This is a genomic window from Saccharomonospora sp., from assembly GCF_027317685.1.
Taxonomy (GTDB): Bacteria; Actinomycetota; Actinomycetes; order Mycobacteriales; family Pseudonocardiaceae; genus Saccharomonospora.
Genome location: NZ_DAHVQP010000045.1, coordinates 99,960 through 121,602 on the forward strand (window position 1 = coordinate 99,960; position 21,643 = coordinate 121,602).

Sequence of the window (21,643 nt, forward strand, 5' to 3'; positions counted from 1 at the left end):
ACGCACTGGTCCGTGACCGTTACGCGTACTACCGACGATATGCCGACCGAGTCACCCGGTCAGGCTTCGTCAACCATATGGCCGGTATCTCGCAGCGCCGTCACCGCGCGAGCGAGATCGGCTTGTTCGACCAGCAACCGGTGTTGACCGACACGAAACCGATGCCGGGCTCGGTGGGACGGCACCGGCGCCGCCGGGCCCAACCGGGCGGTCACGTACTCACCCGGCCGGACATTGATGACCGGCTTGCGCACAGTGCCTCCTTACGACTCCTTATGCCTCCTTACGACCTGCCGCGTGTCAGCTCTCGGCGACCTTCGGGCTCGACGCCACCTCGGTGCCGTCGGGCAATGTCGAGATCGTGAAGTCGGCGAAGGCGTTCTCGGCGACCTTCTGCAGCTGCCGCAGGCACTCCACGGCCAGCGCCCGGATCTCCACGTCGGCGTGCTCGGTGGCGCGCATGGCGATGAAGTGACGCCATGCGCGGTAGTTGCCGGTGACGACGATCCGGGTCTCAGTCGCGTTGGGCAGCACCGACCGGGCGGCCTGGCGCGCCTGCTTGCGGCGCAACGTCGCGCTGGGGGCGTCGTTGAACTTCTCCTCCAGCCCGGCGAGCAGCTCGTTGTAGGCGTCGACGCTGGCCTGCGTGGCGGCGATGAACTTCTCGTGCAGCTCCGGATCGTTCGCGATCACATCGGGCTCGACGAACGCGGCATCGCGCTCGGGGACATACCTCTGGGACAGCTGAGAGTAGGAGAAGTGGCGGTGCCGGATGAGCTCGTGGGTCAACGACCGTGAGATACCGGTGATGTAGAAGGTGACGTTCGCGTGTTCCAGCACCGACAGGTGCCCGACCTCGATGATGTGGTCCAGATAGCCCGCGTTCGTCGCCGTCTTCGGATTCGGCTTCGACCACGACTGGTAGCACGCCCGGCCCGCGAACTCGGCGAGTGCCTGCCCACCGTCCGCGTCTGTCGTCCACGGCACGTCCTCGGGCGGGAAGAACTCCGTCTTCGCGATCAACCGCACCTTGGGTGCCACCGTTTCGGCCACGTCCGACTCCCTCCACTCGTTCGTCACGGGAAGCGTACTTCCGGTGTGCTCCGGCTCCACGAGGCGCATCCCCGGCGTGTGGGACACACCGCGACACCATCAACGGCATCACATGGCCCCTTGAGTGACATCATAAGTGATGTCACAGTGATGTCATGGAATTGGATCCGTATCTCGCCGCATTGCGAGAAAGCCTGGCCACCACGGCCTCGGCGGGTGATGAGCAGCTACAACGTGCCGCGGCAGTGCTGTCGGCCGCCCTCGAACCCGCCGCTCGACTGACGCTCATGAACGCTCTCTCGGATCTCGCCGCCGAGATCACCGCTCAACTGCCCGACCACGTGGTCGAGGTGAGATTGGACGGACGCGACGTTCGTGTCGCCGTGTCGGGCAGCGCCTCCGAAGAGCCGCCGGAGGCACCGAAACCACCTCCCCCGCCTCCTCTGTCGGAGGAGTCCGGCGATATCAGCCGCATGACTCTGCGCCTGTTCGAACGCTTGAAGGCGCAGGCCGAGCAGGCCGCCGCCGCACAAGGCGTGTCGTTGAACACGTTCGTGTCCCAGGCGGTCCAAGGCGCGCTGCAGGGCAAATCGCACCACCGGCACGGTCCACACGGGCGAGGCGGTCGCGGTGGCACGAGCTTGCACGGCTGGGTGAAGGGGTGACATCGTGAGCGAACAACCGTCCGGCGGTCGCAGCAACAACGACGACGGCTCCGAGAACATCGTCCGCACTCAGACATTCGACACCGACGGCCCCGTCGAACTCGACCTCGACATCACAGCGGGCACCGTGGAGGTACGCCTGGACGGCGACTCCGAGGAGAAGGGCACGTCGGTGGAGGTACGCAGCGCCCCTGCCGCCTCACCGGAGTGGGCCCACAGCGCGGCCGAGGTGCTGAACCGGGTAAGCGAGATATTCGGCGGCCAGGTCGGCAGTCCGTTCGCCGGTGTTCCGGCCGACGCGGTACGCGAGGTCCGTATCGAGCAGATAGGCGAACGCATCGTGGTACGCGGATCCAAGATCCCGCCGCCGATGAATTCGGCACTCGCGGTGACCGTACACGCGCCGGCGGGTTCGCACGTGCGGGTTCGCACTCGACTCGCGGCCGTCGCGGTGCGGGGAACTTGCGGACGCGCCGACATCAGCACCGGCTCGGGAACCGTGACATTGGACCGGGTGGCCGAGTCCACCACCGTGCGCACCGGCAGCGGCGAGGTCGACATCGCCGCGCTGGACGGGCCGGTCACCGTGAACGGCGGCAGTGGGGACGTGAGGTTCGGCGAAGTCACCGACACGACACTGGCGCGTACCGCCGGTGGCGAGATCGTGGTCGACGACGCGGCCTCGGGCTCGGTGGAGGCATTCTCGGGTTCCGGGGACATCCGAATCGGAATCCGGAAGGGCACGACCGCGGAGGTCGACCTCTCCAGCGGTGGCGGCAGTGTCCACAGTGCTCTCGAAGTCGCCGACTCCCCGCCCGACGAGGAGGTGGCGTTGAGTATCCGAGCACGTAGTGGTTCAGGCAACGTGCTGGTGACCGGCGCCTGAACCAGCCGATTCAGAGCGCACGACGCAAGTCGTCGGCGAGGTCGCCCCGGGCTCCCACAACGACTTCGTCGAGACCGAGCCAGGAAGCCATGTGTTCGAGTTCGCCGGCCAGTTCGGCGGCGATCCCGGCTCGGTCTCGACCGGCCTCGGCGAACGCGCCCGGAACGCGCAGCATCCGATTCGGACGATCGGCTTTGAGGTCCACTCTGGCCACCAACTCGCCGTCGAGGAGGAACGGGAACACGTAGTAGCCGTGTACCCGCTCGGCCTCCGGAACGTAGATCTCGATGCGGTAGCGGAAACCGAACAGCCGCTCCGTTCGGTTGCGTTCCCAGATCAACGGGTCGAACGGGCACAACAACGCACGCCCCTCCACCCGGCGCGGGGTGCGGGCCGCCGCATGCCGGTAAGCCGGGGCCCGCCACGTGTCCACCCGCACCTGCTCCAACGTGCCGTCCCCGACGAGTTCAGCGACGGCACGCCGTGTCGTCTCGGGCGCCAGCCGGTAGTAATCGCGCAGATCCGGTTCAGTGGCCACCCCGAGAGCCCTGGCCGCACGGTCCACCAACTCACGGGCAGCGGTGTCGGCGTCCACCCGACAGGCCAGGGTCTCCGGCGGCAACACCCGCTCGGTGAGGTCGTACAGGCGCTCGAACCCGCGCCGAGTGCCCGTGGTCAGTTCCCCGATACCGAACAGCCACTCGCAGATCTTCTTGACGTCGGAACGTTCCCACCACGCGCCTGGGCGGCGCGCCGAAACTCCCACCAGCTCTCGCTCGATCGTCCCAGCCCCGACGGGACCCAACTCCTTCACCACGGCGAGCACGTCGTCCACCAACGCGGGCGACGACTCGGCCAGACCGCCGTAGTGCCGCCACCAGCCTCTCGGTTTCGCACCGGAATGCAGCAGCGGCCAGTCCTCCACCGGAACGAGACTCGCCTCGTGGGCCCAGCACTCCACGAGCAACCGGGGCCGCCGTGCGCTGTGCGACCACGCTGCGGCGTCCACCAGCCCGCGATCGTATGCGCCGAGACGAGCGAACAGGGGCGCGTAATGTGCTCGTACCACGACGTTGACCGAGTCGAGTTGCAGCAGCTGGACCCGAGACAGCACCCTCTGCAAATGCCTGCGGGTGGGTTCGGTGCCGGGACGGGGGTCTGCGAAACCTTGCGCGGCCAGTGCCGTACGACGGGCGACGTCTCGGCTGAGCGTTCTCATGTGCGACATCGTGCCAGCGCACCCCGACGGTTTCCGCTACGTCACCGCACCGCTACGGTGGCGGCCATGACCACCGCTGACGTTCGTCCCGCCACCTCCGACGACGTCCCCGAGATCGCGCGGATCCAGCTCGCCACCTGGCGCACGGCCTACGGCGAGGCCCTCGGCCCCTCGGTCGTCGACGCGCTCACCGCCGACGATGTCGCCGCACGTTGGTCGGAGGCGGTCGCACACCCGGACACCGCCGTCTACGTCGCGACCGAAGGGAAGTTCACGGTCGGGTTCTGCGTCGCGGGCGCCGCACCGGACGGGGAAGTCGCCGCCGCGGACGGCAGTCTCCCCGACGACGCCGGTCGCACCGGACTGATCGCGTCGTTGCTCGTGGAGCCCCGCTGGGGTAGGCGTGGACACGGTGGGCGACTGCTCGCCACGGCGACAGCTGGGCTCCGCGAACACGGAGCCGAACGGGGCATCGCCTGGGTGATGCAGTCGGACTCGGCGTCACTCGCCTTCTACCGCAGCGTCGGCTGGAATCCCGACGGCACCGTGCGCACCCTCGACACCGGCGAACGCACGATCAAGGAGATCCGACTCACCGGCACCCTCGATCTGCGTCTCGAAGATCCCGTGACGGCCGATTCGGTCTGACGCACTCGACCGCGGCAAGGACTCAAGAACTCGGAGTGTCCCCCACCCCACGGAGCGGACGAAAAAGGCGTCGACACCGGATTACCTCCGGCCCACAGGGCGGGGCTTTTCCGACTCACCCGCCCACGGCGCGGTAGAGCGAGCCGACCTCCTGCTGGGTCAGGACACGCAACTTGCCGGGCTTGGTGGTGCCCAATCGGACCTCTCCGATGGCGATGCGCACGAGCTTGCGCACCGGATGCCCCACCTCGGCCAGAAGTCGGCGCACGATGTGCTTGCGCCCCTCGTGCAGCACGATCTCGACTAGGGTGCGCCCCGGCCGCACGTCCTTGATGCGGAACGCGTCGGCCGTCACCGGGCCGTCGCTCAGCCGCACACCGGCCTTCAGTCGTTTACCCAGTCCGCGTGCCACCGTGCCCTCGACCTCGGCGAGGTAGGTCTTGGTGACGTGGAACGACGGGTGCATGAGCTTATGCGCCAGGTCACCGTCGTTGGTGAGCAACAGCAGCCCTTCGGTGTCGGCGTCCAACCGCCCCACGTGGAACAACCGTTCGGGCCGGTCGGCCACGTAGTCGCCCACGCAAGGCCTGCCCTGCTCGTCGGTCATGGTGCTGTGCACTCCGCGGGGCTTGTTCAACGCGAGGTACACAAGGTCGTCACGCACCTGCACGCGCGTCCCGTCGACGTGGATGACGGCGGTGTCCGGGTCCACCCTGCGGCCCAGCTCACGTACGACGACGCCGTCCACGCTGACACGGCCCGCCGCGATAAGTTCCTCCGACGCACGGCGAGAGGCCACTCCTGCCTTGGCCAGCACTTTCTGCAGACGCACGCCCTCGGACGGGTCAGCTGTCGTCAATCGAATCCACCTCGGGTAGCAACGGGGCGATCGGGGGGAGGTCGTTCAAAGACGACAACCCCAGCCGTTCCAAGAACAATTCCGTCGTCACATACAGCGTGCCACCGGTTTCCGGGTCCGTGCCGTTCTCCTCGATCAGCCCGCGCGCAAGCAGTGTCCGCACGACACCGTCGACGTTGACACCTCGTACGGCGGCGATCCTGGACCGGGTGACCGGCTGCCGATAGGCTATGACGGCCAGTGTCTCCAACGCCGCCCTGGTCAGTTTCGAACGCTGGCCGTCGAGCAGGAACTTCTCCACCAACGGCGCGTAGGTATCGCGGGTGTAGAGTCGCCACCCCTCTCCCACCCGCCGCAGGTCCATGCCGCTACCCCGGTCGTTGAGGTCCTCCGCCATCGTGCGCAACATCTCGGTGACCCTGTCCACCGGCTGCTCCAGAGCTCCCGCCAACGACTCCTCGCTCGCCGGAGAGTCCACCACCAACAACAGGGCCTCCAGCGCGGACTGCAACACCGCGTCGCTGGTCAGGTCCGGCAGGTCCCGCGTCGAGGTGACCGACTCGTCGGCCTCTCCCGCCGTCTCGGTGACCTCGGTGACTTCGGCGGGCTCTGTGAGCCCGGTGACTTCGGCACCGCCGTCATCGATCGTGTCCAGGCCCTCGCTCAAGTCGCTGTCCGTGTCGAGTTCGCCCCGTGCTGGCTCAAGCCCCTCACCGCGGCTGTCGGCTTCGCTGCTCACCCGTACTCCTCATCCTCCTGGCTCGCGGCGCGATCACGTTCGGCGTCATCGGCGGCCTGCTCGGCGGACCCGCCGGTCCACCGCACATGCAACTCGGCCAGCGCCTCCTCCTGGTCGAACTGCACCACCGACTCACGGTAGAGCTCCAACAGCGCCAGGAAACGCGCGACGATCTCGATGGTGTGCTCACAATCGGCGACGAGCTCGGAGAACGTCGCACCACCCTCGGTGGCCAGCCGCACTCGTAGCACGGCCGCGTGTTCCCGCACGGACACCTTCGCCGCGTGCAGATGATCCAAAGACACGGTAGGCGGCGGTTTGGGCCGGAACACGGCGGCCGCGACCTCGGCGAACTTCTCCGGCGTCACGCCGAGCATCACCTCGGGAAGCAGGCCCACGTAGCGTTCCTCCAACGCCACCGAACGCGGGTAACGCCGCAGTGCCCCGGCCTCCAGCTCGGCGAACAGGGCCGCCACCTGCTTGTACGCGCGGTACTGGAGCACGCGGGCGAACAGCAGGTCGCGAGCCTCCAACAACGCGAGGTCCTCCTCGCTTTCCACCTCCGCCGACGGCAGCAACCGTGCGGCCTTCAGATCGAGCAGGGTGGCGGCGACGACGAGGAACTCCGTGATCTCATCGAGGTCCCATTCCTGCCCCAATTTTCGGGTGTAGGCGATGAAATCGTCGGTGACCTGGTGCAGAGCGACCTCGGTGACATCCAGTCGGTGCTGGGAGATGAGTTGTAACAACAGGTCGAACGGGCCCTCGAAGTTGTCCAGCTTCACCTTGAAGCCCCGTGAGGGCCGTTCGGTGTCGGCCCTCTCCTCGGCAGGCGAGGCTTGCGACGGCGGCGTCTGCTCCGTCATCGGCTCCCGACGTCCTCACCGCAGCCGTCCGCGCCCGGGACGTCGTCGCCTCGCAACCTACGTACCAGCACCGAGTCCTCACCGTGTTCGTCGAAATCGGCGAGCAGCACGGCCACGGCCTCCCGGACGATGCGGCCTCGGTCCACCACGAGGCCGTGCGATCCCCGCAGTTCCAACCGGGCATGCTCCAACGCCAGGAGTTCCTCGCCCGACACATACACGGTGATCTTGGCGTCGTGCTTCTGTCGGCCCGACCCCCGTCGGGCACCGGTCACTCTGGCGAGTTGTCGCGTCGTCGACTGTTCCGGTGTGCTGCTGTGCTGCGCGGACGCGTCGTCGGAGGTGGGGATGTCCCGCTCTCCGGTCCGGCGGAAGAGTTCCGAGGCGCCGGGCAGAGACGCTCGCCTGGTCACCGAGCGATCACCTCGCGGGCCAACGCCCGGTACGCCGCCGCGCCGCTCGACCGAGGTGCCCAACGAGTGATCGGCTCGCCGGCGACGGTCGTCTCCGGGAAACGCACGGTGCGGTTGATCACCGTGTCGAACACGGTGTCGCCGAATGCCTCCACCACGCGCGCGATGACCTCCCTGGAGTGCAGAGTCCTCGGATCGAACATGGTGGCGCGGATGCCGCTGATGTCCAGCTTCGGGTTCAGCCGCTCACGTACCTTCTCGATCGTGTCGATCAACAATGCCACACCGCGCAGGCTGAAGAACTCGCACTCCAGCGGAATGATCACGCCGTCGGCGGCCGTCAACGCGTTCACGGTCAGCAACCCCAGCGACGGCTGGCAGTCGACCAGGATGTAGTCGTAGCGGTCGAGCACCGGACGCAACACCCTCAGCAACGTGTGTTCACGCCCGACCTCGGCCACCAACTGCACCTCGGCCGCCGACAGGTCGATGTTGCTGGGCAACAGGTCCACGTTCTCGACCCGGGTCTCTCGGATCACGTCGTCCACGTCAACGGACCGCTCCATGATGACGTTGTAGATGGTCTTGTCCAGCTCGTGCGGTTGAATGCCGAGCCCCACCGACAACGCTCCCTGCGGATCGAAGTCCACCAGCAGGACCTTGCGTCCGTACTCCGCCAACGCGGCACCGAGGTTGATCGCCGAGGTGGTCTTTCCGACGCCACCCTTCTGATTGCACATGGCGACGATCTCCGCCGGCCCGTGGCGTTCGAGCGGAGGCGGGTCCGGGATGTGCCTGATCGGCCGTCCCGTCGGCCCGATCTTGGGCCCCTGGCCGTCCGAATCCTTCCCGGTCTTCCCCGCTTTGCTGCCCTTGGCTCCTTTCGCGGTCCGCACGGTGGTCCGGTCGCGCGTGTCGGTGTCGCCCGGATCGGCTCCGGCCGCCTGACCCGGACGATCCGGCAGACGCCTCACCGGCTGCTGAAAAGTCGACATGGGGCGAAAGCTCCTTGTTCACATGGACCGGCGCCAGCGTATGCCGCGAGGAAACGAGCGCCAAAGCGGCTCGCCGGACCACGTCCGGAGTACTTTCGATCAACCCAGCGCCCGTGGATGCGTCGTCGCATACACCTCACGGAGTGTGTTCACGGTGACGAGCGTGTAGACCTGGGTGGTGGTGACGGACGCGTGTCCCAGCAGTTCCTGCACCACTCGCACGTCCGCGCCACCCTCCAACAGGTGCGTGGCGAACGAGTGCCGGAGCGTGTGGGGCGAGACCGGCGCGGAGATGCCGGCCCGTTCGGCCGCGGCTTTCAACACCCGCCAGGCACCTTGTCGGGACAACCGTCCTCCACGCGCGTTGAGGAACACGGCCCCCGCTCCCCGGCCCTTAGCCGCCAGTACGGGCCTGGCACGCACAAGGTAGGCGTCGAGCGCTTCCAGCGCCGGACGTCCCACGGGGACGAGGCGTTGACGGCCTCCTTTGCCGTCGAGCACCACCGTGCGCTCGGCGCGGTCGACATCGTCGACATCCAGTCCCGTGGCCTCGGAGATGCGGGCGCCGGTCGAGTACAACAGTTCCAGCAACGCCCGGTCCCGCAGCGTCCGGGCGTCCTCGCCCGGGAACGTGTCGAGCAGGCGCAGCACGTCGTCCACCGACAGTGCCTTCGGTAGACGACGGGTGGGCGGCGGAGGCCGCACGTCCCGCGCCGGGTCCTCCTCAGTCCACCCTTCGGCATGGGCGAACCGGTGCAGCCCGCGCACCGCCGACAGCGCCCTCGCCGCCGACGATGGAGCCAGCGGCGGGCGGTCCCCCTCCCCGTGTCTCAGTGAGGCCGCGAACCCGACGATGTGGTCGCGGACCACCTGTCGTAAGTCGGTCACTCCCGCGTCGGTCAGATGAGCGAGATAGCGTCGCAGGTCGCGGGCGTAACCGTCCACCGTGTTGCGCGCGGTGCCGCGCTCGACCGTCAGGTGATCTACATACGCGGCCACGACCACGCGGAGGTCATGATCGTCGGCCTGTGCCACATGCACACTGTAGGTGACGCCACAACCCGGCAGGGAGCACCACGACGCGCGTGAGACATCACGCGTTCACGACGCCTTCCACAGGCGTGGTACCGGTGAACTGGTCCCGCATGTCGTCCACACCGTGCTGTGGATGCGCCAGTTCGACCAGGTCGTGCCGGTGGTCGCGCTTGGCCATCGTGTCCAACCGCATGGCCTCGTCCCGGTTCAGATGCAACGCCTCGTCGGCTTCGCCGTCACGGTTGAACGACCACATCAACATGGCCTCTCCCATGGGCAGCGCGTCACCGGGTCGATTGTCGTGTCGACCCGTGTGCCAGGTGTGCCACGTCTTGCCGTAGCTGTTCATCAACTGCTTCATCAACGCCTTCTCGGCCACGGCGGGTAGTCCGGGCGCGGCGAGTTGGCCCGACAGGATCTCGTAGTTGTGCGGGTGCCAGTACTCGCGCTCCGCCTCCGGCAGGGTGTCGAACATCCGTTCCGAGACGATGTACTCGATGCCGATGAGGTTGGCGTGGGCCGTGTTGCCGTCGAACAGCACGCACTGCAGGAGGTCGTCGTTCACCACCCGGCAGTAGTGGTGGGCCTCCATTTGCATGTCGGGGTGGTCCTTCGCGCAGTGCAGACCGACCACGTACACGTCGAAACCGGACATCGGACCCGTCTGCTGCAGCACGTTCGCGCCCTGCTCCAGAACCGCGAGCCAGCCGCTTTTGTCCTCCCCCGCCGGTCGCCGCGGGGCGGGCCTGGATGGAATCGTCACATTCATGCCCGAAAGCGTTGACAGACTACGCTGAACCGAAACGTCCGCCCGGTACCGTTGTCACATGGACGGCGGGATCGACAGTGACAGCCTCCGTATCGGCACGGCCGAACGGGAGGAGGCCAACCGACTTCTCGCGGACCACTTCGCCGAGGGACGTCTCACGACCGCCGAGTACGAGGATCGGATGGGTCGTGCTCTGACGGCGCGCACACGAGGCGACGTCCGGCCGTTGTTCGCCGACCTACCCGCCCCGCATCCGGTGTTCCTCGGCCCGCCACCGGACACAGCGATGGTGCCTTCGCAAACCGCCACCGCCGAGGTGGGACAGAAGGAACAGTCCGACCGCTCGGCCGTCACGGCGGGAATCCTCCAGATCGCGCTGCCCTTCGGAACAGGCCGGTTCTACACCGGTGAGACACGTCTTGCCGTGCTCCAGCTCGCCTGTGTCGTACTCACCCTGGGACTGGGTGCGCTGTGGCCGATCGTGGACGGCATCATCCTGCTCGTCGAGGGAGGAACCGACGGGAAGGGCCGCTCACTGCAGTGAAGCGGCCCTTCCCGTCGGTTTCAGCGGTCGCGAGAGGCGAAACGGGTCGGCCGGTGCCGCCAGGGTGCGTCGGCGGGGCGGGGTGAGCGGCCACCGGTGAGCACGGTGTACGCCGCGAGCAGCCCGCCCACGGTGGCGCCGTTGACGATCTCCCCCGACAACGCCATGGCCACCGCCCGGTCCAGCGGAACTGAGTGGATGACCAGGTCGGCCTCCTCTTCGCCGTGGGCCTCGCGGTCGACCCGGGTCAGTTCCCGCGCCAGGAACACACGCACCACCTCGTCGGTGAAGCCGGGCGAGGCGGCGATGTCCACGAGCGTGTCCCAGCGCCGCGCCTCCAGGCCCGCCTCCTCGACGAGTTCGCGGCGAGCGGCCTCCACCGGTTCCTCCCCGGGCTGGTCGAGCAGGCCCGCGGGCAACTCCCACAACCGGTCACCGACCGGATGCCGGTACTGGTGGACGAGAGTCACGGCACCGTCGTCGTCCACGGCGCACACCGCGACGGCGCCGAGATGTTCCACGACCTCCCGCGAGGCCGTGGAACCATCCGGCATCACCACCTCGTCGATCCTCAGACCCACGACACGTCCGATGTGGATGTCGCGTGAGGACGCGACGCTGAACTCGTGACTCCCCGGGGCGCTCATCGGACCGCCGCCGTGGCCTCCGGCAGCTCCACCGGCAACCGTTCTGCCGTGTGGTAATCCACCGCCGCGCGAACGAAAGCGACGAACAGCGGATGCGGCCGCGTGGGACGCGACTTCAACTCGGGATGCGCCTGTGTTCCCACGAAGAACGGGTGCACGTCCTTCGGCAGTTCCACGAATTCCACGAGTCGCCCGTCCGGCGACAAACCGGAGAACACGAGGCCCGCGTCCGCGAGCCGCTTGCGGTAGGCGTTGTTGACCTCGTAGCGGTGCCGGTGTCGCTCGGACACCTCCCTCACGCCGTACGCCTCGGCGACCTGAGACCCTTCGACCAGCTGCGCCGGGTACGCCCCGAGTCGCATGGTGCCGCCCATGTCGCGTTCACCGGCGACGACGTCCTTCTGGTCGGCCATCGTGGAGATCACCGGGTCGGGCGTGTTCTCGTCGAACTCCACCGAGTTCGCGCCGGAGAGACCGGCGAGGTTACGCGCCACCTCGATCACCATGCACTGCAGCCCCAGGCACAGACCCAGCACCGGGATCTGGTGGACCCTGGCGTAGTTGATCGCACCGATCTTGCCCTCGATGCCTCGCACCCCGAAGCCACCCGGAATCAGGATGCCGTCCACACCGGACAGGGCGGAGGCGGCGCCCGCGGACGTCGCGACGTCGTCGGCCGCGACCCACACGATCTCCACCTTCGCGCGGTGGAAGAACCCTCCCGCCCTCAGCGCCTCGGTGACCGACAGGTACGCGTCGGGAAGATCGACGTACTTGCCCACGATCGCGATCCGGACGGTCTCGGCGGGGTTGTGCACGCGGTCGAGCAGGCCTCCCCACACCGTCCAGTCGACGTCGCGGAACGGGAGCCCGAGGCGGCGCACCACGTAGGCGTCGAGCGCCTCCCGGTGCAGCACCTTGGGGATGTCGTAGATCGATGGCGCGTCGGGACAGGCGATGACGGCCTCGGTCTCCACGTCGCACATGAGGCCGATCTTGCGCTTGACCTCGTCCGACAGGTCACGGTCCGCACGACACACCAGCGCGTCCGGCTGGATACCGATGTTGCGCAACGCGGCCACGGAATGCTGCGTGGGCTTGGTCTTCAACTCGCCGGACGGCGCCAGGTACGGCACCAGCGACACGTGCAGGAAGAAACAGTTGTCCCGGCCGACGTCATGCCGGACCTGCCGGCAGGCTTCCAGAAACGGCAGCGACTCGATGTCGCCCACGGTTCCACCGACTTCGGTGATCACGACGTCGGGCGTGGTCCCACTGCCGTCGTCGGTGGCCAGCGCCATGATCCGCGACTTGATCTCGTCGGTGATGTGCGGGATGACCTGGACGGTGTCACCGAGATACTCGCCACGCCGTTCCTTGGCGATGACGGAGGAGTAGATCTGACCGGTGGTCACGTTCGCGGTCCCCGACAGGTCGCGGTCGAGGAACCGCTCGTAGTGACCGATGTCGAGGTCGGTCTCGGCCCCGTCGTCGGTGACGAAGACCTCTCCGTGTTGGAACGGATTCATCGTTCCGGGGTCCACGTTGAGGTACGGGTCGAGCTTCTGCATCGTGACCCGAAGCCCGCGGGCCGTGAGGAGTTGACCGAGGCTGGAGGCGGTGAGCCCCTTGCCCAGTGAGGAGGCGACGCCTCCGGTGACAAAGACGTATTTGGTAGTCCGCGGCTGAAGTCCCACGGGCTTCCACCTTATCTCACCTGAGGAGGACCGTGCCGCAAGGCTGTCCGACACGTCTGTGGTCTCCGGTGTGGGACAGTGGGGCCGTGGGTGAAAAGAACACCTGGGCCGCACCGACGGCCTCCGATCGGATCGACGCGACCGTCCGGGTTCCCGGATCGAAGTCCATCACCAACCGCGCTTTCGTGCTCGCCGCCTTGTCCACTGGGCAGACGCTTGTGCGAGATCCTCTGGATTCGCGGGACGCTCGGCTCATGCTGGCGGCCCTCGACGTGCTCGGCGCGTCGTCGACCGTCACACCGGACGGGGTGCGTGTGCAGCCGATGTCCGACGGTGACGAGCGGGTGGAGGTCGCGCTGGGTAACGCTGGAACGGTGGCGCGATTCACTCCGCCGCTGGCCGCGCTGGGCTCGCGGACCGTGTACTTCGACGGCGACCCGGCCATTCGACGCAGGCCCGTGGCTCCGCTGCTGCGGGCACTGACCGAGCTCGGGGCCGACATCGACGACGGTGGTCGTGGCACCGTGCCGTTCACGGTGCGGGGCAAGGGTGGTCTCGCGGGCGGAGCCGTGGAGCTCGATTCGTCGGCGTCCAGCCAGTTCCTGTCAGCGCTGCTGTTGTCGGCCCCCGCCTTCGAACGCGGTGTGACGGTGCGTCTGCGAGGCGAGACGCCGAGTGAACCGCACATCGCCATGACCATGGACATGTTGCGTCGGTTCGGCGCGGCTCCCGAGCGGGACGGCTCGGAGTTCCATGTGCCGCCGGCCACCCTAGCCCTGTCCGAATACACCGTGGAACCCGACCTGTCGAGCGCCGCGCCGTTCGTCGTCGCGCCGCTGTTGACCGGTGGCCGTGTGCACGTCGCCGGCTGGCCCTCCGAGACCACGCAGCCGGGCGACCGGCTGCGGAGCCTGGTGCGTGAGCTCGGCGGGGAGGCGGTGCTGGGCGAAGACGGTCTGACGGTCACCGGCACCGGCAGGGTCGCCGGTGCGACCCTGGACCTTCACGAGGTCGGCGAACTGACCCCGGTGCTGGCAGCGCTGTTGTGCTTCGCCGACGGACCCTCCGAGATCCGGGGCGTCGCCCACCTGCGCGGCCACGAGACCGACCGACTCGCAGCGTTGGCCACGGAGCTGTCGGCGTTGGGCGGCGACGTCACCGAGACCGACGACGGTCTGCGGATCCGGCCGGTACCACTGCGCGGCGGGACGTTCCACACCTACGACGACCACCGGCTCGTGATGGCGGGTGCGGTGCTGGCTCTGCGGGTTCCGGACGTCACCGTGGAGAACCCAGCTACGGTGGGCAAGACCTATCCCGGCTTCGTGGCCGACTGGGAGCGTCTCGTTCAACCTCGATGATCCGCCGTTCGCCGACCGAGGTGCCGCGGGAACGCCACCTTACGCGAACAGTCCCGCCACCCAGTCGGTGGCCGTGTGCCACAACCGCACCGCCTCGTCCGAATACATCGAGGCGGTGGTTCCGGACAGCAGCAGGACCACCACGACGACGGCTATCACCGCCAGCGCGAGGAGCGACAGAACGGCGAACGACACCCGGTTGCGGTGCAGGCTCGCCACGGCCTTGCCGTCGATGACCTTCGTGCCGAGCTTCAACCTGGTCAGGAAAGTGGACGGGTTCGACCCCGACCGGCCGCTGTCGAGGAACTCCCTCAACGTGGCCTGGAACCCGACCGTCACCACGAGGACCGCGTCGTGTGTGTCCGTGAGCAGCAACGCGAGATCCTCGGGGTTGCCCGAGGCAGGGAAGGTCACGGCGCCGATACCCAGGTCCTGTACGCGCTCAACGCCCGGTGCGTGTCCGTCCGGTTGCGCCGGCACGACCACCTCGGAAGCGGCTTTCAGCGTGGCTTCCTCGATCCCCGTGGGGTCACCGACGACGATGTCGGGCCGGAACCCCAGCTTGTTCATCGTGTCGGCCGCGGTGTCCACCCCGATGAGCACGGGCCGCTGATTCCGGACGTACTTCCTCAGCGCCCACAGGTCCTCGGCATGCCCCACACCGGGTGCGACGACGACCACGTGCCGGTCGGCCAACGACACGTGTAGATCGGGCACGCCCACACCGTCGAGTATGAGGCTGCGCTCACGCTGCAAGAACTCGATCGTGTTGGCAGAGAAGGCCTCCAGTTGTGCCGACATGCCCGCGCGTGCTTCCACGATCTGGTCGGCGACGCTTTCAGGTGTCTGCACGATGCCTTTCGCCACCTCACTGCGACCGACGTACACGCTGCCCTCGTGCACCCGGACTTTGCTGCCGTCCCTGACGCGGTGCAGCAGGTTCCCACCCGCGTGGTCGATCAGTGGGATGCCCGCTTTCAGCAACACCTCCGGTCCGAGGTTGGGGTATCGGCCCGAGATGGACGGGGCTGCGTTGATCACTGCGGAGACTTGGGCACGTACCAGCGCATCGGCGCTCGCGCGATCGAGATCGACATGGTCGATCACCGCGATGTCACCCGGCTCGGCCCGCCTGGCGAGGTCCCGTATCCGGCGATCGACGCGCGCGGTTCCGGTGAGGCCGGGCAGCGCGGGGGTGGACCGTGACAACAGGCCGGTGAATTTCATGCGGGGGATAGTGACAAACACTGTCGGGGCATCCTGGCCGCCACACCGGCGCGGCGTGTGGGTTACCCGGGAAGCGCGACACCCGCTCACCCGTTCGTGGGCTCGATATCCACGGCGGGGAAGCGCTGACGTCGCCCACTATCCAAGTAGCGCTACTCGGTTTTCTTGCCCACCGTGGCTTTGAATTCCGCGGCCGAGCTCAGCAATTCTTCCGCATGGGCCCGGCCAGTCTCGGTATCGTCGAGCCCGGCGAGCATCCGGGCCAGTTCGGTGACTCTTTCCTCACCGTCGAGTGTGCGTACACCGCTTCGGGTCACCCCGTCCGACATACCTTTGTCCACCACTAAGTGACGGTCGGCGAATGCGGCGACCTGCGGCAGGTGTGTCACCACCAGTACCTGGTGCGTGCGGGCCAATCTCGCCAGTCTGCGACCGATCTCGACAGCGGCGCGACCACCGACTCCGACATCGACTTCGTCGAACACCAGTGTCTGGACCGTGTCGGTATGGGCGAGCACGACCTCGATGGCGAGCATCACGCGAGACAGTTCACCGCCCGAGGCCGCCTTGTGCACGGGCAGCGCCGGTGCTTTCGCATGCGCGCGCAACAGCAGCTCGACGTCGTCCACACCATCGGGCCCCGCCACCAGAGTCCGCCCGTCGACGGTCAACGCGAGGGGATCGGTTGCGTCGGCCTGCCTGCTGCGCACGGTGACCTCGAGCGTGGCCTGCCCCATCGCCAGGCCCGACAGCTCAGCGGTGATCCGCTCCCCCAGTTCGGCTGCCGCGCTCCGGCGCGCCGCCGACAGACGTGCGGCATGCCCGGACAGGTCCGCGGCGAGCGCGTCCCGACGGGCGGCCAGTTCCTCGAGAGCTTCCTCCGAGGTGTCCATACCGGCGAGCCGTATGCGCGCGTCCTCGGCCCACGCGAGTACGCCGTCCACGTCGGCCGCGTACTTGCGGGTGAGCTTCTTCAACTCCGCCTGTCGCGCCAGGATCGCTTCGAGCCGCTCCGGATCGGCGTCGAGTGTGTCGAGATAGGTGGCGAGCTCACGGCCGACCTCGTCGAGCAACACAGCAGCCTCGGACAGACGCGGCTCCAACTCCCGTAGCGTGGCGTCCTCGGCCGTGCCGAGCCTCCGCCGGGCTTCCGCGAGCAACCCCAAAGCACCGGGTACGTCGGGATCTCCTTCGGCGGCCCCGGTGACCGCGGTGAGTGCGGCGGTGGCGGTGTCCCGCAGTTCGTCCACAGCGGCCAGTCGCTTGACCTGCTCGGTGAGCTCCACGTCCTCACCGGGAGACGGATCGACCGCCTCGATCTCGGTCAGCCCGTGCCTCAGTAGATCCGCCTGTTGCGCGAGTTCCCGCGACCGGGCGCATCGCTCCTCCAGTTCTTGCGCGACCGAAAGCCACTCCTGGCGGACTTTCCGGTAGTCGGCCAACGGCTCGGCGACGGCGTCTCCCGCGAACTGGTCGAGCACGGCTCGCTGTTCGACAGGGCGTAACAGCCGCAACTGGTCGTTCTGTCCGTGGACGGCCAGAAGCTGTTCCGACAGCTCACCCAGCACTCCCACCGGCACGGACCGGCCCCCGAGGTGGGCGCGAGAGCGGCCGTCGGCCCCGACCGACCGCACCGCGATGACGCTGCCGTCCTCGTCGGTGTCGGCGCCCGCGTCCGAGAGGATACGTAGCGCCCGTTCTCCGGCGATCTCAGCGAAGCGACCCTCCACGATCGCCTTCGCCGACCCCGCCCGCACCTTGGAGGCGTCGGAGCGTCCACCGGACAGCAGATGCAGGCCGGTGACGACCATGGTCTTGCCCGCCCCGGTCTCACCGGTGACCACGGTGAATCCGGGGTGCAGTTCGAGCGCGGCCTCGTCGATCACTCCGAGGCCCTGGATACGCATCTCGGCCAGCACGTCCACCACCGTAGCGGCAACCCGAGAACGGAGGGCTATCCGTTGCGGGCGTGCCGCTCCCTCCAGCTAGTGACGGGCAGGGAGAACTTGTGCACCAAACGATCGGTGAACGGGCCGTCCCACAACCGCGCGAGACGTACCGGTACCTCGCCGGCCACCACCCGAACCCGCGACCCCGGGACCAGGTCGACGTGTCTCGACCCGTCACACGTCAACACCGCCGGAGATCCGTCGGGGTCGACCTGCACGGTGATCACCGAGGAACGGGACACCACGAGTGGCCGGGAGAACATGGCGTGGGCATTGCTCGGCACCACGAGCAACGCTTCGACGTCGGGCCACACGATCGGTCCTCCCGCCGAGAACGCGTACGCCGTAGAGCCCGTGGGCGTCGAGCACAACACACCGTCGCAGCCGAACGACGACACCGGCCTGCCGTCCACCTCGATCAACGCGTCGAGGACCCGTTCCCGCGAGCACTTCTCGACACTCGCCTCGTTCAACGCCCACGTCCGCGCCACCACGGCACCGTCGAGCGCCACCGTGACATCCACGGTCATCCGGTCCTCGATGCGGTAGCGTCGGGAAACCACCCGGTCCACCGTGTCGCCGAGCGCGTGATAGTCCGCTTCGGTGAGAAATCCCATGCGGCCGAGGTTCACGCCCAACACGGGAACACCGGCCGGTCTCGCCAATTCCGCAGCCCGCAGCAAGGTACCGTCACCGCCGAGGACCAACACCAGTTCCACCCCGCGTGCGGGGTCGTCGGACGGCGCCACCACCGCGCACGGCAGCTCCGTGTTCGGCGGCTCCACGAGCCTGTGCACCTCGTCGTCCAGCACCCGAAGACCGATCCCCGCGGCGGCGAGCCGCATCGCGACCTCGCCTGAGGCTTCCCTCGTCGTGTCCCGGTCGGGGTGGACGATCAACAACACTTCTCGGCCGGACTCGGTCACGACGGTCCCTCCCTCACCGCGGTGCGGACCATCTCATCACGCCTTGCGGTCTCGTCGGAACCGGTTTCCGCGCCCTCGGCGTTCTTCCGCAGCCAGGCGAAATACTCGACGTTGCCCGACGGTCCGGGCAGCGGACTGGCCACCACACCGAGAGTCCGTAAACCGCATCTCGTCGCCTCGGCCAGCACCTCCGAGACGGCCTCGGTCCGCAGCTCGGCATCACGCACGACACCACCGCTGCCCAACCGTTGCCGACCGACCTCGAACTGGGGCTTCACCATCGGCAGCAGATCGGCGCCCTCCTCCGCGCACGAAGCCAGCGCGGGGAGTACGAGCCGCAGCGAGATGAACGACAGGTCGGCCACCACCAGGTCCACGACACCGCCGATGGCCTCCGGTGTCAACGTGCGCACGTTCGTCTTGTCCAGCACCGTGACCCGGTCGTCGGTGCGTAACCGCCAGTCGAGCAATCCGCGCCCCACGTCCACGGCCACCACGGAACCGGCGCCCTCACGGAGCAGCACATCGGTGAAACCGCCGGTGGACGCGCCCGCGTCGAGACACCTTCGGCCCTCGACCGTCAGGCCGCGGGGCTTGAATTCCTTCAGAGCTCCCAACAGTTTGTGGGCACCGCGCGATGCCCAGCCCGGATCGTCGTCGACACGCACGACGATCGGGGTGTTCGGCTCGACGCCTGTGGCGGCCTTCTTCGCGACGAGCCCTCGCACCGTCACCCTGCCTTCGGTGATGAGTGAACCGGCGTGTTCTCTGGACCTGGCCAGTCCCCGGCGCACCAGTTCGGCGTCAAGGCGAGCTTTACGCGCCACGATTACACCTTGTCGATGCTCGACAGGGCCGTGGCGAGCGCGGTGTGCACAGTGTCGAAACGTTCGACGTGCTCGGCCGGTGGCAGATCGTCGAGGTCGTCGAGCGCGGCAACGGCCCGGTCGATGGCAGCGCGGGGATCGGTGTGCCCCGGCGAGGGGCCGGGGACCGGCTGCGGTGCGGATTCAGTCTCTGCGTGCACGCCTCAACGCTAACCGATCCGCACCCCGGCCCGTCACCACGCACGGAATATTCAGAGAAGCCCCCACGAGACCAACGCCTGTTCCGAACGTTCGTCGTCGGCGCGCACAATCCTCGCCGCCGACGACCATGCCACGTGGCACAGATGACGTAGCAGATCCACTCGATCTCCGTCGCCATCCGCCGTCACCGCCAGCACACCGTCGTCCACGGTGACCCGCCAACCGGGTCGCGGACCGATTTCCAGAGCGGCGACGTCTACGTCCGCCGTCAGCACTGTGAGATCGGCGGCGAGGTAATCGGGCCGTTCGCCCGGTGCTGCGACAAGGAGCTGCTCGGCCGTCGCCACGCCCGTCAGCACCACCAGTGAGCGATATCCCGCCGCAGCGGCGCCCGCGATGTCGGTGTCCAACCGGTCCCCGACGACGAGTGCCGAGCTCGCTCCGGCGGAATGAGCCGCTGTCCTCAACAACGGGGCCTGGGGTTTACCTGCCACCTCGGGCTCCCGGTTCGTCGCTGTACGCAATGCGGCCACCATCGATCCGTTGCCGGGCAGCTGCCCACGTTCGCTGGGCAGTGTCGCATCGGCGTTGCACGCCACCCACCACGCGCCACCGCGCACTGCCAGGCACGCCTCGGCGAGGTCGCCCCAGCGTGTGTCCGGCGAATGTCCTTGCACCACAGCGGCGACGTCGGCGTCGTTTTCCCGTGTCGTGCGCAGACCGACGGCGCGCACCTCCGCCTCCAGCGACGCTGTTCCGACGACGAGCACGACAGCGTCGGCGGGCAACCGTTCCCTCAGCAACGCGGCCGCTGCCTGTGCACTGGTGCTCACCTCGGCAGCCGAAGCCGGCACGTCGACTCCCGCGAGGTGCTCGGCGACCGCCTCCGGTGACTTCGAGGCGTTATTGGTTACGAACCGCACCGGGATCCCACGATCGCGCACGTACGCAACCGCCTCCGCGGCGGCCGGGATGGGCCGCGTTCCGTGGTAGACGGTGCCGTCGAGGTCGAACAGGACGGCATCGTGTCGGTCGAACAGTGTCTCGGTCATCACCGCGTCAACTCCCCGGCACGCTCGGCGGCATCGGTCTCCCCTTCCTCGTCCGCTTCGGCGGCGTGGAGGAACCAACGCACAGCTTCGTCCATGCGGCCCGTGGCGGCCAGATTGTCGGCATAGGCATAGAACAACCGGTGGCTCCACGGGCGGCGCTGGTTCGGATCGAGATCGGGGCCTTGAAGCTCGACCACGGCCGCATCGAGCTGTCCCATGTCGCGACGCGCACCCGCCACGACGATCTTCAATTCGATCTCGACGTCCTTCGGCAGTCTGGAGGTGTCCACTTCCTTGGCGAAATCGAGAGCACGTTCCGGGCGACCGAGCGCGCGTTCGGCATCGGCGATCACGGCGATGTGGAGGTCGGTCCGGGTCATTCGCCTTACCGCACGCAGTTCCGACAGGGCCTCGGCCCACTCACCTGCGTGATAGGCGGTGAGCCCCAGTGCCTCCCGGACGATGGGGATACGCGACGCCTTCGACTTCGCGTAGCGCGCGTGGGACAGGGCCGCTTCCGGGTCCTCGTCGATCAGCATCCCCGCGGCGACAAGGTGTCGGCCCACACGTTCGGCGAGGTTCTTCGGAAGGGTCCGCAGCTCACGCCTCGCTTCGGCATCGAGGTCGGTGAACTCCGCGGATTCGGGCAGTTCCGGGACCGTGGGAAGGTCTCGTGCCGAAGAAGTGTCCTCCTTGCGGGCCGGACGGCCGCCACGTTCGTGGCGTGGCCGTGACTGTGTGGGCTTGCGGCCGCGGTCGTCGCGGCGCCGTTCGTTTCCTCGGCGGTCATCTCGCAGGCGATCACTGCGTCGACGTTCGTCTTTGTCTTGACGAGGCCGTCCGTCACGGCGTTCCCGGAAATCACGGTCGGGTTTTCCGGATCTGCCGTCACGTGTCCGACCTCCACGTCGGTGTTTATCGCTACGGTTGCCCGTTCCTCGTCGTTCGACGAATTCTTTCTTTCCTTTTTCCGGGTTCTGATTCCGACGGTCCTGTCGAGCCAATCCGTCGTCGTCGCCCGAGTTGCGCCGACCGATCTCTGACACGCTTTCTCCTGCCTGCATA

Annotated in this window: 24 protein-coding genes; 5 read left to right on the forward strand and 19 right to left on the reverse strand. The window is 67.8% G+C overall.

Annotated features, from left to right (window positions below; all coding sequences use genetic code 11):
* Positions 1 to 59 precede the first annotated feature (59 nt).
* Both M7H19_RS05785 and thyX read right to left on the reverse strand, forming a co-directional pair.
* Positions 60 to 254, reverse strand: coding sequence for a hypothetical protein (locus M7H19_RS05785; RefSeq protein WP_298177924.1), 195 nt, complete (start codon positions 252 to 254; stop codon positions 60 to 62).
* A 46-nt stretch (positions 255 to 300) separates the two neighbouring features.
* On the reverse strand, positions 301 to 1,053 hold the full coding sequence (gene thyX, locus M7H19_RS05790) for an FAD-dependent thymidylate synthase (protein ID WP_298178038.1): 753 nt from the start codon (positions 1,051 to 1,053) through the stop codon (positions 301 to 303).
* 155 nt (positions 1,054 to 1,208) lie between these two features.
* Between thyX and M7H19_RS05795 the strand changes: the two genes are divergently transcribed.
* Together M7H19_RS05795 and M7H19_RS05800 are read left to right on the forward strand one after the other, a co-directional pair.
* On the forward strand, positions 1,209 to 1,718 hold the full coding sequence (locus tag M7H19_RS05795) for a toxin-antitoxin system HicB family antitoxin (protein WP_298177926.1): 510 nt from the start codon (positions 1,209 to 1,211) through the stop codon (positions 1,716 to 1,718).
* 4 nt (positions 1,719 to 1,722) lie between these two features.
* Positions 1,723 to 2,604: a DUF4097 family beta strand repeat-containing protein gene (locus M7H19_RS05800; protein ID WP_298177928.1), complete on the forward strand. Its 882-nt coding sequence runs from the start codon at positions 1,723 to 1,725 to the stop codon at positions 2,602 to 2,604.
* Between the two features lie 10 nt (positions 2,605 to 2,614).
* Here the strand turns inward: M7H19_RS05800 and M7H19_RS05805 are convergent, their stop codons facing one another.
* Positions 2,615 to 3,823 (reverse strand): crosslink repair DNA glycosylase YcaQ family protein, encoded by a 1,209-nt coding sequence (locus M7H19_RS05805; protein WP_298177930.1) that lies wholly within the window; start codon positions 3,821 to 3,823, stop codon positions 2,615 to 2,617.
* A 66-nt stretch (positions 3,824 to 3,889) separates the two neighbouring features.
* Here M7H19_RS05805 and M7H19_RS05810 point away from each other — a divergent pair, with 66 nt between their 5' ends.
* Positions 3,890 to 4,471 (forward strand): GNAT family N-acetyltransferase, encoded by a 582-nt coding sequence (locus tag M7H19_RS05810; protein WP_298177932.1) that lies wholly within the window; start codon positions 3,890 to 3,892, stop codon positions 4,469 to 4,471.
* A gap of 115 nt (positions 4,472 to 4,586) precedes the next feature.
* On the opposite strand, the gene M7H19_RS05815 is transcribed toward M7H19_RS05810, so the two are convergent.
* From M7H19_RS05815 to M7H19_RS05845, 7 genes are all read right to left on the reverse strand, one after another.
* Positions 4,587 to 5,330, reverse strand: a complete 744-nt coding sequence (locus tag M7H19_RS05815; RefSeq protein ID WP_298177934.1) for a pseudouridine synthase — start codon at positions 5,328 to 5,330, stop codon at positions 4,587 to 4,589.
* Positions 5,317 to 6,069 (reverse strand): SMC-Scp complex subunit ScpB, encoded by a 753-nt coding sequence (gene scpB, locus M7H19_RS05820; protein ID WP_298177936.1) that lies wholly within the window; start codon positions 6,067 to 6,069, stop codon positions 5,317 to 5,319. The genes M7H19_RS05815 and scpB overlap by 14 nt, the downstream gene beginning before the upstream one ends.
* Positions 6,066 to 6,935, reverse strand: a complete 870-nt coding sequence (locus M7H19_RS05825; protein ID WP_298177939.1) for a segregation/condensation protein A — start codon at positions 6,933 to 6,935, stop codon at positions 6,066 to 6,068. The genes scpB and M7H19_RS05825 overlap by 4 nt, the downstream gene beginning before the upstream one ends.
* Positions 6,932 to 7,348 carry a cobyrinic acid a,c-diamide synthase gene (locus M7H19_RS05830; protein WP_298177941.1) on the reverse strand — a complete coding sequence of 139 codons (417 nt, stop codon included), beginning with the start codon at positions 7,346 to 7,348 and terminating at the stop codon, positions 6,932 to 6,934. Before M7H19_RS05830 ends, M7H19_RS05825 begins: the two co-directional genes overlap by 4 nt.
* Positions 7,345 to 8,343: an AAA family ATPase gene (locus M7H19_RS05835; RefSeq protein WP_298177943.1), complete on the reverse strand. Its 999-nt coding sequence runs from the start codon at positions 8,341 to 8,343 to the stop codon at positions 7,345 to 7,347. Before M7H19_RS05835 ends, M7H19_RS05830 begins: the two co-directional genes overlap by 4 nt.
* A gap of 99 nt (positions 8,344 to 8,442) precedes the next feature.
* Positions 8,443 to 9,378 (reverse strand): site-specific tyrosine recombinase XerD, encoded by a 936-nt coding sequence (gene xerD, locus M7H19_RS05840; protein WP_298177945.1) that lies wholly within the window; start codon positions 9,376 to 9,378, stop codon positions 8,443 to 8,445.
* 58 nt (positions 9,379 to 9,436) lie between these two features.
* Positions 9,437 to 10,147, reverse strand: coding sequence for an OBAP family protein (locus M7H19_RS05845; protein ID WP_298177947.1), 711 nt, complete (start codon positions 10,145 to 10,147; stop codon positions 9,437 to 9,439).
* Between the two features lie 58 nt (positions 10,148 to 10,205).
* Here M7H19_RS05845 and M7H19_RS05850 point away from each other — a divergent pair, with 58 nt between their 5' ends.
* A complete protein-coding gene (locus tag M7H19_RS05850) occupies positions 10,206 to 10,691 on the forward strand; it encodes a DUF1707 domain-containing protein (RefSeq protein ID WP_298177949.1) in 486 nt (161 codons plus the stop codon).
* Between the two features lie 20 nt (positions 10,692 to 10,711).
* On the opposite strand, the gene M7H19_RS05855 is transcribed toward M7H19_RS05850, so the two are convergent.
* On the reverse strand, positions 10,712 to 11,338 hold the full coding sequence (locus M7H19_RS05855) for an NUDIX hydrolase (RefSeq protein ID WP_298177951.1): 627 nt from the start codon (positions 11,336 to 11,338) through the stop codon (positions 10,712 to 10,714).
* Positions 11,335 to 13,035 carry a CTP synthase gene (locus M7H19_RS05860; RefSeq protein WP_298177953.1) on the reverse strand — a complete coding sequence of 567 codons (1,701 nt, stop codon included), beginning with the start codon at positions 13,033 to 13,035 and terminating at the stop codon, positions 11,335 to 11,337. The genes M7H19_RS05855 and M7H19_RS05860 overlap by 4 nt, the downstream gene beginning before the upstream one ends.
* A gap of 86 nt (positions 13,036 to 13,121) precedes the next feature.
* Here M7H19_RS05860 and aroA point away from each other — a divergent pair, with 86 nt between their 5' ends.
* Positions 13,122 to 14,396 (forward strand): 3-phosphoshikimate 1-carboxyvinyltransferase, encoded by a 1,275-nt coding sequence (gene aroA / locus M7H19_RS05865; RefSeq protein ID WP_298177955.1) that lies wholly within the window; start codon positions 13,122 to 13,124, stop codon positions 14,394 to 14,396.
* Positions 14,397 to 14,435: 39 nt separating this feature from the next.
* Here aroA and steA read toward each other — a convergent pair whose 3' ends face one another.
* The 7 genes from steA to M7H19_RS05900 form a co-directional block, all read right to left on the reverse strand.
* Positions 14,436 to 15,623: a putative cytokinetic ring protein SteA gene (gene steA / locus M7H19_RS05870; protein WP_298177957.1), complete on the reverse strand. Its 1,188-nt coding sequence runs from the start codon at positions 15,621 to 15,623 to the stop codon at positions 14,436 to 14,438.
* 152 nt (positions 15,624 to 15,775) lie between these two features.
* Complete coding sequence (recN, locus tag M7H19_RS05875; protein ID WP_298177959.1) at positions 15,776 to 17,542, reverse strand: DNA repair protein RecN; 1,767 nt, start codon at positions 17,540 to 17,542, stop codon at positions 15,776 to 15,778.
* Positions 17,543 to 17,577: 35 nt separating this feature from the next.
* The gene (locus M7H19_RS05880) at positions 17,578 to 18,498 is read right to left on the reverse strand and encodes an NAD kinase (RefSeq protein WP_298177961.1); all 921 of its coding nucleotides are present in this window, start codon (positions 18,496 to 18,498) and stop codon (positions 17,578 to 17,580) included.
* Positions 18,495 to 19,325: a TlyA family RNA methyltransferase gene (locus M7H19_RS05885; protein WP_298177963.1), complete on the reverse strand. Its 831-nt coding sequence runs from the start codon at positions 19,323 to 19,325 to the stop codon at positions 18,495 to 18,497. The genes M7H19_RS05880 and M7H19_RS05885 overlap by 4 nt, the downstream gene beginning before the upstream one ends.
* A 2-nt stretch (positions 19,326 to 19,327) precedes the next feature.
* On the reverse strand, positions 19,328 to 19,525 hold the full coding sequence (locus M7H19_RS05890; RefSeq protein ID WP_298177965.1) for a hypothetical protein: 198 nt from the start codon (positions 19,523 to 19,525) through the stop codon (positions 19,328 to 19,330).
* Between the two features lie 51 nt (positions 19,526 to 19,576).
* Complete coding sequence (locus tag M7H19_RS05895) at positions 19,577 to 20,578, reverse strand: HAD-IIA family hydrolase (RefSeq protein WP_298177968.1); 1,002 nt, start codon at positions 20,576 to 20,578, stop codon at positions 19,577 to 19,579.
* Positions 20,578 to 21,624, reverse strand: a complete 1,047-nt coding sequence (locus M7H19_RS05900; protein WP_298177970.1) for a hypothetical protein — start codon at positions 21,622 to 21,624, stop codon at positions 20,578 to 20,580. Before M7H19_RS05900 ends, M7H19_RS05895 begins: the two co-directional genes overlap by 1 nt.
* Positions 21,625 to 21,643: the final 19 nt, after the last annotated feature.

Coding starts and splice junctions, on each gene's coding strand:
- M7H19_RS05835 (WP_298177943.1), bottom strand. CDS start 8,343: ATGTCGACTTTTCAGCAGCCGGTGAGGCGTCTGCCGGATCGTCCGGGT.
- M7H19_RS05855 (WP_298177951.1), bottom strand. CDS start 11,338: ATGAGCGCCCCGGGGAGTCACGAGTTCAGCGTCGCGTCCTCACGCGAC.
- M7H19_RS05805 (WP_298177930.1), bottom strand. CDS start 3,823: ATGAGAACGCTCAGCCGAGACGTCGCCCGTCGTACGGCACTGGCCGCG.
- M7H19_RS05795 (WP_298177926.1), top strand. CDS start 1,209: ATGGAATTGGATCCGTATCTCGCCGCATTGCGAGAAAGCCTGGCCACC.
- M7H19_RS05895 (WP_298177968.1), bottom strand. CDS start 20,578: ATGACCGAGACACTGTTCGACCGACACGATGCCGTCCTGTTCGACCTC.
- M7H19_RS05810 (WP_298177932.1), top strand. CDS start 3,890: ATGACCACCGCTGACGTTCGTCCCGCCACCTCCGACGACGTCCCCGAG.
- steA (WP_298177957.1), bottom strand. CDS start 15,623: ATGAAATTCACCGGCCTGTTGTCACGGTCCACCCCCGCGCTGCCCGGC.
- M7H19_RS05845 (WP_298177947.1), bottom strand. CDS start 10,147: ATGAATGTGACGATTCCATCCAGGCCCGCCCCGCGGCGACCGGCGGGG.
- M7H19_RS05825 (WP_298177939.1), bottom strand. CDS start 6,935: ATGACGGAGCAGACGCCGCCGTCGCAAGCCTCGCCTGCCGAGGAGAGG.
- M7H19_RS05850 (WP_298177949.1), top strand. CDS start 10,206: ATGGACGGCGGGATCGACAGTGACAGCCTCCGTATCGGCACGGCCGAA.